Source organism: Vibrio lamellibrachiae (assembly GCF_050337265.1).
Taxonomy (GTDB): Bacteria; Pseudomonadota; Gammaproteobacteria; order Enterobacterales; family Vibrionaceae; genus Vibrio; species Vibrio kyushuensis.
Map to the genome: position 1 here is coordinate 181459 of NZ_JAKJSU010000006.1, position 14154 is coordinate 195612.

A 14154-nucleotide genomic window follows, 5' to 3' on the forward strand; every position below is an offset into this window, starting at 1 on the left:
GGAATAAAAGGTCAATGATGAAAACTGTTCAAATGTTTAACGCTAAGCAAGCAAGCAATGATTCAAATCCGAATATGGACGTTGATACCAGTATTGAAGGCCAATCGAATTCGACCACGGGTTTTTGGCCATTCGTTATTTTGATGGCGATGATCTTCTCTCTCTCCCCATTCGCAATTGACATGTATTTGCCTGCACTGCCGAGTATGGCGGCATTTTTTGATAGTACGATTGATAACATGGAAGCATCGGTCTCTATTTATCTCATCTTCTTTGCACTTGGTCAGTTAGTGTTGGGAGCGCTCGCAGATTCAATCAATAAGGCCAAACTACTGATCGTTGGATTAAGCGTATTTGCTGTTTCTAGTTTCATGATAGCGCTGACCAATACCGTCGAAGAACTCTACTTCTGGCGTGCTGCTCAGGCATTTTCTAGTGGTAGTTCCGTCGTGGTATTTGCATTAATACATAGCTTTTATGGCAACCAGAAAAGCAATCAAATCATCAGCTATGTGATGGCCTGCGTGGTGATAGCTCCGATGATCGCTCCTATGATTGGTAGCCAAGTGTTGGCGATCGGTGAATGGCAATGGATATTCTTTGTATTGGCCGGATTTGCCATCATTACGTTAATGTCGCAAATGGCGTTGATACCACCTAAGAAAGTATCCTCAGTACCCCAACCACTGAATTTTACTGCCCTTGGAAAAGGCTATAAGAGCGTATTTTCCAATAGTATGACCATGGCTTACATCTTAGCGGGTGGAAGCGCCTTTGCGGGGATGTTTGCTTTTGTTGCTGGATCACCTTTTGTCTATATTGAGTACTTTGGTGTTTCACCTACGCAGTTTAGCTGGTTAGTTGCACTTAATGCCGTGGCGATGATAGCGATGAACCTAATTAACGCCCGTTTGCTGAAAGGGGTCGATCCGACTAAAAAATTGATCGTTGCAGGCGCTTTATTATCGATGGTAGGGGTTTACCTTGCGACCGTTGCCTACCTACAGTTGCCACTGGTATTTGTTGTCGCTGGTGTCGTTACCTATGTGGGTTTATTAGGGCTAACTGCGACCAACGCAATTTCGGCAGCTTTAGCGAGTGCACAAGGAAATGCAGGCGTACTTTCTGGGGTAAATGGCGTATTGCAGTTTGGCTTAGGGGCACTTTCAAGCATGGTGGTGAGCTTGAGTAAAAGCATTGATGCAAGCACGATGAATTACACAATGGCAGTGTGTTCGTTATTCACCTTGCTGTTTGTTTCTATCTTGCACGTCAAAACAAGGAACCTAAAACACGTCCTGAGCTTGGTGCTGGATCATCATCAGAGCTTGTCTAAAAATTAAATACTCTAGGTTGTGCTGCGTGACGTTTTTTGAGAGTAGGCTATAAACTGAGTTGCATCCCTAATATGAAGCTACGTTACACAAACGAAAGGTGGAAATTATGAAACAAATTACTCGTATTAATCATTTAGGTATTCGCGTTAATGACTTGGCTATTTCACGAGAGTTTTATGAAAGGTTAGGGTTTGTATTTATTGTCGGTCCGGTGGGGCCAGAACCTGTTGCGATCATGGAGCACCCATCGGGAATTAATATCAATTTCATTTTAAATGCAGCTGCGCCAAGTGAAGAAAACGTTCTAATGGATGTTCCTGTAAAACGCGCAGGTTATACGCATGCTGCGTTAGAGGTTGATGATATGGATGCCGTCGTTGCTCAGCTCAACGATCTCAATATTGACATATCTGAGGGGCCGGTAAGGTTTCCTACCGGCACTTCAACCTTCATTCGAGATCCTGACATGAATGTCGTGGAGTTCCATCAACCTAACAAAAGCTGATAGGTAAGTGGATACCCGAACTAAGCGTCAATAGACCAGTTCAATACTTGCCAGTTTGGTCTATGAGAAAGCTGAGCCAATTTATCGCAAGGGTTTACTAAATACGCAGCATCTGCACGTTCGCACAAGGGAAGATCGTTGATTGAGTCGGTGTAAAAGTGAATCGAATCGTATTGCTTATCTTGTTGAGATAGCCACTCTTCTAAGCGAGCCACTTTCCCCTCTCGGTAAGTTGGAATACCTTCAATGGTGGCCGTGTATCGATTCTCCTCAATCACTAAGTCGATGCCCATAGCAGCATCAATACCGATGCGTTTTGCTACTGCTGCGACAATAAAGTTCACCGTGGCAGAAATAATAACGGTATCAATATTATCGCGCTTAAGTTGTGCAAGCAGAGTTTGAGCTTGGGGATAAAAATACGGCATGATCTTATCGCTGATACAGCGTTCAACCCATTGTTCGACCTCTTCTTTGGGGATGTGGTTTAAAGGGGACATGGCGAACGTTAGATAGTCTTCCATATCCATCTTTCCGGCGCTATAGAGGCCCATCAGGCGCTTGTCTTCTTCAAGAAAGCCCGCTGATGTTACGATCCCTTCTTCAGCTAAAAACTCATTCCATAGCACCGAACAATCGGCCGAAAACAGCGTTTCATCCATATCGAAGACATAGAGTGGTTGAGACATGGTTAATTCCTTATTAGTGATTCTAAGTTTCAGATTTTTATTTTTAGCCAAATTAAGCGCTAACAGCTTGGATTTCGTTGAGGTTGAAGAGTAGTTCCAATTGGCTGCCATCGGCCAATAATCGCTCAGAAGATCGGTTAAGTAAGTCTACCGTCAATTCACAATTGTTAATGCCGACCTGATAACGAATGACGTTGCCAAGCAATTGATGATTCTTAACCGTTGCGAGTTGGGGCGCAGAAATATGCGACTCGTAATGACGACCTTGTTCTTTGACATAAATCGACTCAGGGCGAATCGCCACTTTTGAAGCAACATCAAGATCAAACAAGCTTTTGGCTGTAGCAGCATCAACGAGGTTGTAATGGCCCATAAAGCCCGCAACAAACTCGTTGGCAGGTTGTGTATAGATGGACTCCGGTGCGCCTTGTTGAACAATCTGACCTTGGTTCATTAAGAAAATTCGGTCTGACATGATCATCGCTTCTTCCTGATCATGGGTGACGAAAACCGTGGTTAAATTGAGCTCTTTTTGAATGTCTCTAATTTGCTGTCTTAAATGTTTTCGAATTTTTGCATCCAACGCTGATAGAGGCTCATCCAGTAGTAATATTCTTGGTTTAACCACAAGAGCTCTTGCGAGGGCAACACGTTGACGTTGACCACCAGACAATTGATGCGGGTACTGTTTCTCTTTGCCCGTTAAAGCGACTAGATTAATCACCTTTGCGACTTCTCTGTTTATGTCGGCTTTGGACAAGTTCTTCATCTTTAAGCCAAAGGCTATATTGGCTTCAACCGTCATATTGGGAAACAACGCATAGGATTGGAATACCATACCAATGCCGCGCTGTTGTGGCGCTGTATGGGTAATGTCTTGTCCATCAACCCAAATCTCACCGCCTTCAGTCGGGTTAAGCCCTGCTAAGCTGCGCAACAGGGTTGATTTCCCGCAACCACTAGGCCCAAGCAGAGTAATGAATTCACCTTTCTCGATATTAAAATCGATGTTTTCAAAAACGGTATTATCACCAAATCGTTTTGTCAGGTGCTTAACGTTAACATAGCTCATGATTTTGCCTCGTTGTTGGATCTGCTCAAACGGCTTGCGAGCCATGTCAGTAAGAAAATGAAAGAGAAGTAAGTCATCACTAACGCTGAGGTGAAGTGACCACTGGTTTGTCGCATGTTGTATAGATAGATTTGCAGTGTTTCAAAGCGTGTACCCACCAACATGTTGGCGAAGACAAACTCACCCAATAAGAATGAGAAAGAGAGAAACAACGATGCAAGTAACCCTTTCTTAAGGTTCGGAATGATGATGTAGAAAAAGGCTTGAGTGGTACTCGCGCCAAGCAGGTGAGCCGCATCCATCAGGTCATTGAGGTTGATGGCTTCAAAGCTATTGGCAATAGAGCGGTACATAAATGGCAGTGCGATAGTGAAGTATGTTCCGATGAGAATCCACGGCGTACCAACAATTGGGATGCTGCTATCAGCGTATAACTGCAATAGCCCAACGGATGAGACGACAGGAGGAACGGCAAACGGCAGTAGGATCAACACGCTCATTAGTTTGTCGAGTTTTGGGAAATAGTAGAACACGACAAAGATAGTCGGCAGAACGAGTACAACACTGAGCGCCAACGCAGCAATGCAGACCAGCAGTGAGCGGCCGAAAGCGGCGAGAAATCGGGGATCGGAGACCAGTTGAATGTACCAATCGAAGGTGAATCCATCAGGTAAAATGGTTGCTCCCCAAGTGGATGACAACGAATAGACTAACGTTGCCAAAATGGGGATGAGCATAATGCCAACAATCGAATAAACGATGCTCTTATGGTAGAGCGCTGATTTATCGTTGAGGGGATGGGTGCTATTTGTTTGCATGATAGCTCCTAGAGAGTAGCCACTGGTTAATAATGGTAATGAACGCCAATATTCCAATTAAGATGACCGAGATAGCTGCTGCTAAATTTGGTTCAAGGAACAGGTCGCCAGAAACCAAGCTCGCTATGCGAATTGTGATGACGTTGTAGTTTCCACCCGTTAGTGCATAAACGCTGGCGTACGCCCCCATGGCATTGGCGATAAGAATAATTAAGGTTCCCAATAGAGCAGGTGAGAGCACAGGTAAGGCGATTTGCGTCCAATACTGCCAAGTCTTAGCGCCGAGCAGGGCAGATGCGGCTTGCCAATCATCACTTAACGCATCAAAGGCTGGGTAAAGTAGCAATACAGCCAGTGGAATTTGGAAGTAGATATAGATGGTTAGCAGCCCCCATTTTCCATAGAGGTTGAAGTCATCGATGATTCCATACTGTTTGAGCAGCAGCGTGACTGCGCCGTTAACCCCTAAAATAATGATGAACGCAAATGCCAATGGTACGCCTGAAAAGTTACTGCTCATGTTGGTAAACGCGATGACACCATCACGAAGCTTGGTGTCTACGCGCCTAAGAGATGAGACGAGAACTGCGGCAATAGCGAGGCCAAAGACACTTGACCAAATAGAGAGCCAAATACTGTTTCTAAACGCCTGCATCATGAAGCTCGAATCGAAGACTTCTAAGTAGTTCTCTAGACTAAATAACCCATCATAAAGAAAGCTGTTGATCAGAACCCAAAGCATCGGCGCTATCTGAAATAGATAGAAAAACAGCATGAAAGGAACAAGCCATAAGGCGGGTTTAAGCTTTTTCCATCGATGTTTTTTTTGGCTTTTGTCGGTATTTGACGGTGAAGCGCCAATTTCTGGCAGGTTCGTTGAAGCTGAATCGCTCATAGTGCTAATACTTCCGAAGAGTAAGGCTTGAAGTGGTCTAAACCCAGCAGCTCACAGCACACACCGCAAAGTTCAGTCTGTTTAATGGCGGTTGGCTGATGAGAAAATTGATTACCAATGACAAACAAAGGAACTTCACGCTCCTCAGGTAAAATGCCACCGTGAGATAAATCGTTATTCATACCGTGATCAGCCGTAATGATGATTTGGTATCCATCATCAATCCAAGACTCGATATAGTTGGAAAGGTATGAATCGGCCGCTCGTGCACAATTTCGATATTCTTTAGAATTAAGACCGAATTTATGTCCCATGTCGTCGATGTTCATCGGGTGAATGAGCAGAAAATCAGGGTGATGATTTAGCCTTAATGATTCAGCATCAAGAAAAAGTGCTTCGTCGGGGTAGTGATCCCAATGATAGAAACGTCCGTGCTGAATGTTGAGTGTTTCATCTTCTGTATAGCGATCGCGAACGGCTTCAAAAGGAGTGCGGTTGTAGAGTTCGCTCACCCAGTGATAGGCTGCTGCTGCAGTGATTCGACCTTGAGATCTCGCTAGGCTAAAGACCGACTCTTGATTCGATAACCGCGAGACACCGTTGTTAACAATCCCGCTGATAACTGGTGGAACGCCCGTCAGAATACACTCATACAATGGCCTTGATAGGGAAGGCAGTTCGCATTGCAATGGGTAAAGCGTTGCTTTTCGTTGTTCTATTAAACCGTTCAAGTAGCCCATGCATTCACGGGCTACTTGATAATTCAGTCCATCTAGAACAACAAGGATAACCTTATTGCTCATAGAGACCTCTTACTGCTGGTGGATTAGGACGTTTTCTTGCCATTGACGAGGAAGTTTACGCGCTGATTTTTCCCATGCTTTAAAGTCAGTCACAGGGTGCACGTTTCCGTATTGGTCATTAGCAATAAGCTTCGCTTGAACAGATTCTGGCAAAGCAACAGAAGTACGAATTGGACGTGCATAACCTTCAGCTAGGTTGATTTGGCCTTTGTCACTAAAGATGTGTTCACGCGCAAGTTTCGCCGCATTAGGGTTTTTCGCGAACTTGTTGATGATGGTGGTGTAGCCAGAAATTACAGAACCATCTTGTGGAATATTGACAGAGAAACGGTCACGGTTGATTTGGTCACGGTAGTTCAGCGCGTTGAAGTCCCACAATATAGCGACTTCCACTTCACCCTTTTCCAAGTTAGCAATACTTGGGTTGGTGAAAGATAAACGACCTTGCTTTGCCAGTTTCGCGAAGAATTCAATCGCTGGGTCTAAATCAGCTTCACTGCCGCCGTTAGCAAATGCTGCCGCCAGTACGGCGTTGTTTGCTTGTGCAGCGACACCTACGTCACCAACCGTGACTTTGTAGTCGCCTTTTAAGATGTCATCCCAAGAGGTTGGAGCATTCTTAACAAGGTTATTGTTCGAGATAAACGAGATGGTGCCCGTGTAAGCTAGTGCCCAGTGACCATCTTCATCTTTAGCCCAATCAGGAATATCGTTCCATGTAGTCGGTTTATAAGGCTGAGTCACTCCTTTTTGAACCGCAACACGAGCAAAAGCGAAACCAACATCACCGATATCAGCGGTTGCGTTCTTACGTTCAGCATCAAACTTAGCAATCTCTTGTGCTGAGCTCATATCTGTATCTTGGTGTTTTAGTCCGTAGTTTGTCTTGATGTCTTTCCAAGTATCTTTCCAGTTTGCCCAACTATCAGGCATACCCACACTATATACCGCACCTTCTTTCTTAGCGGCTTCGATGAGTTGTTTCACATCGGTCTCTTTAGCAAAAACAGGCGTACAAAGTACGGATGTGGTAAGAGCGGCTGCTAATGTAGCAGTGGTCAACTTTGTGTTCATTGTCGCTATCCTTCTGGACTAGGTCAGTAAGTTCATTTTTTATACTAGGCAGCAAGTGTTACAAATCATGTCAGTTAAAAAGACATTTTTATTGAGTTTCTATGACGGTTTGGTTTCAAGTGAGCGAATTGGTCGGTGTCATTAAACTGTTACTTCCTTGTTCTAACGTATCTTTCTAAAACTAATGGACTAGGTCAGTAATGCCATATTCGACGACTCAATCGAAAACCCTGAAAGTAAAAACCCAGCTATCCAAGATCAAAACCAGTATTCGGCAGCAGATAGAGAGCAAAGTCCTTACTTCGGGGCAAAAGTTACCGTCAGAGCGCGAGATGAGTGAACTGTTTTCCACTACGCGCATTACCATTAAAGACGCACTGACGTCTTTGGAAACCGAAGGGCTGATTTATCGAGAAGAGCGCCGAGGGTGGTTTGTTTCTGGTGAACGAATTCGATACAACCCGCTGTCTCGCTGTCACTTTCATCGCATGATTCAAGATCAAAACCGAATTGCTGAAACCCAGCTGTTAAATGTTCGCAGTGAGTTGGCCAGTGGTGAATATTCGCGTGCGCTGTCTATCGACAGAATAACGCCTGTTCATGTGTTTGAACGGCTGCGCTTTATTGATGGAAGGGTGGTGTTGTACGTTGAAAACTGCCTGATTAGTGAGTTGTTTCCTAACATACTTGAAGAGAACCTGACTCAGTCACTGACGGGCCTTTATAAATCAAAGTACGGGTATGAGACGCTTCGCTCGCGATTTGATGTGATTCCTACCTCTGCACCGCAGCACGTGGCTAAAGCGCTCAACCTTTCAGAAGGCCAACCTGTACTGAAAATCTGCCGAGTGAACTATAAGCAAGATGGGAAAGTGATGGATTGCGAGTTGGAATATTGGCGGCCAGATACCGTGATGATCTGTATTGATAGTGATTTGCTGTAAGTGACAAGATGTAAGGAAATTGAAAGTACTGACAATTGAAACAGCCCCATGAAGGGGCTGTATATAGGTTGAATTAATAGGCTGCTTTAGGTTGATAGTAGGTCTCAGCGTTTTGCTCAGTGATCAGCTCTGCAGCAAGTACGACACGTGAAGGGATACCGTGGTACATATTACCAAGCGATTCACCGCGTAGGCCGTGTACCGCAAGTGCCATTCCAGACGCGATCATTGAAGGTGGGTAAGTTACGGTGCCTCTAACGATCGGGTCACCATTTTTAACCAGTTTTATGACCTCTTTTGAGCCTCCGCCGCCGACAACAAGCTTAATGTCGCTACGACCAGACTCTTGAATTGCCTTCATTGCCGCTTTCAGCATATCGTCATCACCCGCCCATACCGCATCGATCTGCTTATGTTTGCGAAGCATGTTTTCCATAACACTCAGCGCTTTTTGTGGGTTCCAATCAGCCGGTTGAGAGTCAAGAATTTCAATATTTTTGTACTTCGCCATTTCTGCTTCGAAAGCGTCAACACGTTGGTCGTTGATTGGGATTGGCATGCCTTCTAGTACGACAATATTGCCCTTACCATTCATCTCTTTCGCCATGTATTTTGCCGCTTCTTCGCCCATTCCTGGGTTGTCACCAGCCAAGAACACATTTTGCGTCGGTACTTCTAATTCACGGTCAACCACAACCGTATAGACACCCTCGTTATACGCTTCAGCGATAGCGCGTTGTAGCGTCGCTGGGTTGTGGGGAAGAATAACCAAAGCGTCGATGCCTTTTACTAATAAGTCTTCGACATCAGCAACTTGCTTGGTTCCGGAGTTTGCAGCGACCACGAAATATTCAGTGTCGTCGTATTTGCTTTCAAGATCTGCGGCTGCTTTGTTGGCCCACCAGAGTAAACCTGCAGTCCAACCATGGTCAGCTGATGGAACGCTGACGCCGATCTTCATCGTTGCCGCTTGTGCAGTGGCAGTTAGGCCGATGGTTACAGCCGCAATGATAGATAATCTTCTCAGTTTCGTTAGTAGTTTCACGTACATGTCCCTCTGTTGTTCAACGTTTATTTGTTGTTTTTGTATTGCAGTAGTACTGCAATCAGAATGACTAGACCTTTCACCAACCCTTGTAGGTAGGCGGAAACGTCAAGCATATTAAGCATGTTATTTATGATGCCGAGGATCAGAGCGCCGATAACGGTGCCGACAATTGTTCCGCGTCCTCCGGCTAAACTGGTACCGCCAATGACCACGGCTGCAATAGCGTCGAGTTCAAAAAATGCGCCCATATCGCCCGGCGAGACTGAATTTAGCCGAGAGCTCAGCAATACGGCTGATACCCCCACGCAAAAGCCTGCAATGACGAAAGTAAAGAAAGTGATTCGGGATACATTAATAGCGGAGTAACGCGCAACATTTTGATTCGACCCAACCGCACAAACGTGTCGGCCAAATGCGGTGTAACGCAATAATATGTGGGCAGCGACAGCCAGAATGAAGAACACCCAAACCGGATAAGGAATCGATAAGAAATAACCACCGCCGATTTCCGGATAGAGATTATTTCGGCTAATGACTTCACCAGCGTCTGATAGATAAAGTGCCATCGAACGAAAAATTGACATGGTGGCGAGAGTGACAATAAAGGCGGTCACTCTGCCTTTGGTTACGATGAACCCATTTAGTGCTCCTAGCAGTGATCCAAATACTATTGCGACCGAGATGCCGGTAAGGACACCGCTTATTTCACCTCCGACCGAGTTCATCGCGTAAATGGCGACTACGCCAACGAGTGCGACCATAGAGCCGACAGACAAATCGATACCGGCTGCGATAATGACAAAGGTCGCACCAATAGCGATGATGCCTGTGTAGCTCACCTGACGCATAATATTAGTGATATTACGTGTACTTAAAAAATACTCGCTGGCAAAACTGGAAACAATGAATAAGACAATCAAAGCAATAAGGGGCGCGTAACTCGCAAAATCAATACGTTCAAATAGGCTGCGCTTATCATTGGTTTTCGTACTGGCTTCAGCACTGTCTTTTCGTAGAGTAATAGGGGTGCTCATACTGCAACTCCTGACTGTGTAGCAATGGATGGGGCGTTGGTTTGAACACCCGCGGCATGAAACATGATGCTTTGTTCATTAATATCATCATTTGAAAGTTCAGCTTTCTGCTGACCATCACGCATGACAATAACTCGATGACTTAGCCCAATGATCTCTTCTAACTCAGAAGAGATGAGGATCACGGCAATGCCTTTTTGAGTGAGAGAATGGACGAAGTGATAAATCTCTTTTTTTGCGTTGACGTCGATACCGCGAGTTGGTTCATCCAAAATCAAGACATCAGGTTCGGTATCCATCAGTTTGGCAAGGTAAACCTTTTGCTGATTCCCGCCACTTAAACGGCCCACTTCCATCTTTATGTCATCTGATTTGATCGAGAATTCTTGTCGGTATTGCTCTGTGACTTGGTAAGTCTGCTTGTGATCAATAATGCCAGACGTGTATTTGGGTAAAGAGACGAGAGTGATGTTCTCTGCGAGGTTAAAGTTCATCACTAGTCCATTACCTTGACGGTCCTCGGACAGCAAAGCGATGTTAAGTTTGAACGCCTCTTTGGGCTCATTGATAGAAATAGGTCTTCCATATTTTTCAAAGCGTGTCATTTGGCAAGATCGAAGCCCAAAAAGACACTCTGCTATTTCGGTGCGTCCTGAACCAATCAACCCAGCCAATCCGAGAACCTCTCCTTTATGGACCTCAAGCGCTATATTGCTAATGACACCATCGTCGTCATAAAGCCCTTCAACTTTTAAGGCCACCTCGCCAATTTGTGAGTTTTTAACTGGGTATATTTGGTTCAACTCACGACCGACCATCTTTACCGCCATGTCGTGCTCACTTAAATTAGATACTTGCTCAAGGTAGACAGGGTCACCATCACGAAGAATCAATAGCCTGTCACATAACTGTTTGATCTCTTTTAGTTTGTGAGAAATAAACAGCAGAGTGACGCCTTTTTTCTTTAGCGTTTCAATCACACGAAATAAGACCGCCACTTCGTTATCAGTTAATACGGTGGTTGGCTCATCCATGATTACAATGCTTGCATCAAAGATGAGTACCTTGGCCACTTCTACCATCTGCTTTTGAGCTACGCTCAGTTTTTCTATGGTTGTATCAGGGTCTAAATCAACTTCGAGCTCTTTCAATACGTCTGCAGTTTTACTGCGCATCTGTTTTTTATCTAATAGACAGCTAATAGGGCGTCGAATCTCTTGGCCCAAAAAGACATTTTCAAACACTGAGAGTGTTGGTATTAAATTGAATTCTTGAGGGATCATCGCGACGCCATTTGCTTTAGCAAGCTCTGGAGTAACTTTTGAAAAGGTTCGCCCTTCGATAACTACGCTACCTTGATTCGCCTTATAGACGCCGCTGATGATTTTCAGTAGCGTGGATTTACCAGCGCCATTTTCACCCAAGATACCCAGCACTTCGCCTCTAGTGAGTTCGAAAGAGATGTTTTTGAGCACGACATTAGAGCCAAATGACTTCTGTATATTCTTTAGAATGAGGGGAGACTGATTCATACTAATGCCTCCACGTCTATTCGTGCACCGTTTCTGTTATTCGACAATATGGCACTTTCAATAAATTGAAGACCTTGTAAGCCTGTTGCTGCATTTGGTAGCCAGTGCGCATATTCATGATTGCCTCGTATAACGGAAGCAAACTGGCAATAAAGGTTTCCGAATGCCTCTATGTAGCCTTCGGGGTGGCCACCTGGGGTGCGCGTATTAATTGCGGCAAATGGATTTAGAAAATCTGCTCGTCGAGTGATGCGTTGACGAGGGGCGTTGTAAGGGGTGAACCATAGTTCGTTGGGGGACTCTTGAGCCCACTCTATACTTGCTTTGGTACCAATAACTCGAATACGTAGCGCGTTTTCGTGCCCGGCCGCTGTTTGGCTTGCCCAGAGTTGCCCTTGGAGGTTTCCTTCAAGAGTTAGGGAAGCTTGTACATTGTCATCGACAAGTCGGCCTTCAATAAAACGGTTTAGACTCGCGCTGATGGATGTCAATGAACGACCTGTTACATAGCTTGCTAATTGGAACGCATGAGTACCTATATCGCCCAGACATCCTGCTGCACCGGCTAGTTCAGGGTTAAGCCGCCATACCGCTTGACGATTATCTGACTCAGGTTTTTCAGTCAACCACTCTTGAAGGTATTCCACAGAAAAAGAGACAATATCGCCGAGTTCGCCTTGCTCTATACGCGCTTTGGCTTCCTGCACTAGAGGGTAGCCACAGTATGTATGGGTGAGTAGGAATGGAACATTTGTGTGGTTCGCAAGATCGTGTAGCTCTTTTGCTTGAGCAAATGATAGTGTCATCGGCTTTTCACAAATGACGGCTAAACCTGCTTCTAACGCCGCCTTCGCTGCGTCAAAATGAAGGTGGTTTGGCGTAACAATGATGACCGCTTCAATCCCATCGTCTCGTAGACGTTCTTGCTCGAACATCAGATGATAATTGGAATAACAACGATCTGATTCAATATGAAGTTGTTTAGCCGTTTCGGTGTTATTCGCTTCATTGTGACTAAACACACCGGAAACGAGCTGATACTGATCGTCTAGTCGAGCAGCGATTCGGTGTATTGGTCCTATGAACGCGCCAAGGCCACCGCCAATCATGCCTACTCTAATTCTCTTGCTCATTGACGTATCCCCAATAAACGAAGGTTCGTTTGGTGATCGGTTTCTACAGCAGCAAAGTCGTCGAATGATTTATCTGTAACTTGAATGATCTGGTCTTGGACAAATAGTGCGCCTTCTTTGGCACCTTGCTCTGGATCTTTGAGTGAGCATTCCCACTCCACGACCGCCCAACCTTCAAAGTCATGTTGGGTAAGCTTTGAGAAGATGGCGTTGAAATTGATCTGCCCATCGCCTAATGAACGGAATCGTCCAGCGCGATCAGCCCAAGACTCAAAGCCTCCGTATACACCTTGCAGTGCACTTGAATTGAATTCGGCATCTTTAACATGGAACATTTTGATTCGGTCATGGAACTTGTCGATGAACCCCAGATAATCGAGTTGCTGCAATAGAAAATGAGACGGGTCGTAAAGAATGTTAGCGCGCGGGTGACCATCGACTGCGTCTAGAAATCGTTGAAAAGTAGCGCCATCATGAAGATCTTCACCGGGGTGAATTTCATAACAAAGATCGACACCTGCGTCGTTAAATGCCTCCAATATGGGTAACCAGCGACTGGCCAGTTCGTTAAATCCACAATCAATTAAGCCTGACGGGCGCTGAGGCCATGGGTATAAATACGGCCATAGGAGTGAACCGGAGAAAGTAGCATGTGCTTTCAAACCAAGGTTTTGGCTTGCCTTTGCGGCGAGAAACAGCTGTTCAACGGCCCAATCTTGGCGCGCTTTAGGATTGCCTTGTACCGATTTTGGAGCGAACGCATCGAATAGTTCGTCATAGGCCGGGTGGACAGCAATAAGTTGTCCTTGTAAGTGCGTCGATAGTTCACTGATCTCAAGATCAAACTCGTTAAGGGTAGCCTGTAGGTTATCGCAATATTCAAGGTCATTGGCTGCACGTTCTAAATCGAAAAATCGAGTATCGTTGGTGGGCATTTGTAGTGCCTTATAACCGAGGCTTTGCGCCCACTGACAAATGCCTCTAAGCGAATTAAACGGGGCTTCATCAGAAATAAACTGAGCCAAAAACAGTGCTGGTCCCTTAATTGTTTTCATAAACTATTTTCCTTTCGCTATCAGATAAACCATCATCGAGGAAAATTGATTTATCAATGTAATGGGTTACATTAAAGATCCATAATCGAGGATCGTCAAGGATCGAACCTTTGTTTATTAACAAAATTGTTACATAGCGCTCGTTTTTAGTTGTAGCGACTCTAAATGTTACTGTTTATCTGTTTTTTGGTGATTTCTTAGCGCCTACTAGTAAG

General features: G+C 45.0%; 14 protein-coding genes. 3 read left to right on the forward strand and 11 right to left on the reverse strand.

Annotated elements, in window-relative coordinates; translation table 11 throughout:
- The first annotated feature begins 14 nt into the window (after window positions 1–14).
- Together L4C54_RS10030 and L4C54_RS10035 are read left to right on the forward strand one after the other, a co-directional pair.
- Window positions 15–1343 carry a multidrug effflux MFS transporter gene (locus L4C54_RS10030; protein ID WP_428808063.1) on the forward strand — a complete coding sequence of 443 codons (1329 nt, stop codon included), beginning with the start codon at window positions 15–17 and terminating at the stop codon, window positions 1341–1343.
- Window positions 1344–1443: 100 nt separating this feature from the next.
- Window positions 1444–1842 (forward strand): VOC family protein, encoded by a 399-nt coding sequence (locus tag L4C54_RS10035; protein ID WP_428808064.1) that lies wholly within the window; start codon window positions 1444–1446, stop codon window positions 1840–1842.
- A gap of 20 nt (window positions 1843–1862) precedes the next feature.
- Here L4C54_RS10035 and L4C54_RS10040 read toward each other — a convergent pair whose 3' ends face one another.
- From L4C54_RS10040 to L4C54_RS10065, 6 genes are read right to left on the reverse strand one after another with little or no spacing between them, the layout of a single operon-like run.
- Window positions 1863–2531 (reverse strand): HAD family hydrolase, encoded by a 669-nt coding sequence (locus L4C54_RS10040; protein ID WP_428808065.1) that lies wholly within the window; start codon window positions 2529–2531, stop codon window positions 1863–1865.
- A gap of 52 nt (window positions 2532–2583) precedes the next feature.
- Window positions 2584–3603 carry an ABC transporter ATP-binding protein gene (locus L4C54_RS10045; protein ID WP_428808066.1) on the reverse strand — a complete coding sequence of 340 codons (1020 nt, stop codon included), beginning with the start codon at window positions 3601–3603 and terminating at the stop codon, window positions 2584–2586.
- Window positions 3600–4421, reverse strand: a complete 822-nt coding sequence (locus tag L4C54_RS10050; RefSeq protein WP_428808067.1) for an ABC transporter permease — start codon at window positions 4419–4421, stop codon at window positions 3600–3602. Before L4C54_RS10050 ends, L4C54_RS10045 begins: the two co-directional genes overlap by 4 nt.
- Complete coding sequence (locus L4C54_RS10055) at window positions 4408–5316, reverse strand: ABC transporter permease (protein ID WP_428808068.1); 909 nt, start codon at window positions 5314–5316, stop codon at window positions 4408–4410. The genes L4C54_RS10050 and L4C54_RS10055 overlap by 14 nt, the downstream gene beginning before the upstream one ends.
- Window positions 5313–6119 carry an alkaline phosphatase family protein gene (locus L4C54_RS10060; RefSeq protein ID WP_428808069.1) on the reverse strand — a complete coding sequence of 269 codons (807 nt, stop codon included), beginning with the start codon at window positions 6117–6119 and terminating at the stop codon, window positions 5313–5315. The genes L4C54_RS10055 and L4C54_RS10060 overlap by 4 nt, the downstream gene beginning before the upstream one ends.
- A gap of 9 nt (window positions 6120–6128) precedes the next feature.
- The gene (locus L4C54_RS10065; RefSeq protein WP_428808070.1) at window positions 6129–7193 is read right to left on the reverse strand and encodes an ABC transporter substrate-binding protein; all 1065 of its coding nucleotides are present in this window, start codon (window positions 7191–7193) and stop codon (window positions 6129–6131) included.
- A gap of 200 nt (window positions 7194–7393) precedes the next feature.
- On the opposite strand from L4C54_RS10065, the gene L4C54_RS10070 reads away from it, so the two are divergent.
- Window positions 7394–8137 carry a UTRA domain-containing protein gene (locus L4C54_RS10070; RefSeq protein ID WP_428808071.1) on the forward strand — a complete coding sequence of 248 codons (744 nt, stop codon included), beginning with the start codon at window positions 7394–7396 and terminating at the stop codon, window positions 8135–8137.
- A 73-nt stretch (window positions 8138–8210) separates the two neighbouring features.
- On the opposite strand, the gene L4C54_RS10075 is transcribed toward L4C54_RS10070, so the two are convergent.
- Genes L4C54_RS10075 through L4C54_RS10095 form a run of 5 tightly spaced genes read right to left on the reverse strand, consistent with a single transcriptional unit; the run spans window position 8211 to window position 13939 of the window.
- Window positions 8211–9182 carry a substrate-binding domain-containing protein gene (locus L4C54_RS10075; protein WP_428802459.1) on the reverse strand — a complete coding sequence of 324 codons (972 nt, stop codon included), beginning with the start codon at window positions 9180–9182 and terminating at the stop codon, window positions 8211–8213.
- A gap of 26 nt (window positions 9183–9208) precedes the next feature.
- Window positions 9209–10219, reverse strand: coding sequence for an ABC transporter permease (locus L4C54_RS10080; RefSeq protein ID WP_428808072.1), 1011 nt, complete (start codon window positions 10217–10219; stop codon window positions 9209–9211).
- Complete coding sequence (locus tag L4C54_RS10085; protein WP_428808073.1) at window positions 10216–11751, reverse strand: sugar ABC transporter ATP-binding protein; 1536 nt, start codon at window positions 11749–11751, stop codon at window positions 10216–10218. The genes L4C54_RS10080 and L4C54_RS10085 overlap by 4 nt, the downstream gene beginning before the upstream one ends.
- Window positions 11748–12884 (reverse strand): Gfo/Idh/MocA family protein, encoded by a 1137-nt coding sequence (locus L4C54_RS10090; RefSeq protein WP_428808074.1) that lies wholly within the window; start codon window positions 12882–12884, stop codon window positions 11748–11750. Before L4C54_RS10090 ends, L4C54_RS10085 begins: the two co-directional genes overlap by 4 nt.
- Window positions 12881–13939, reverse strand: coding sequence for a sugar phosphate isomerase/epimerase family protein (locus L4C54_RS10095; RefSeq protein ID WP_428808075.1), 1059 nt, complete (start codon window positions 13937–13939; stop codon window positions 12881–12883). The genes L4C54_RS10090 and L4C54_RS10095 overlap by 4 nt, the downstream gene beginning before the upstream one ends.
- Window positions 13940–14154: the final 215 nt, after the last annotated feature.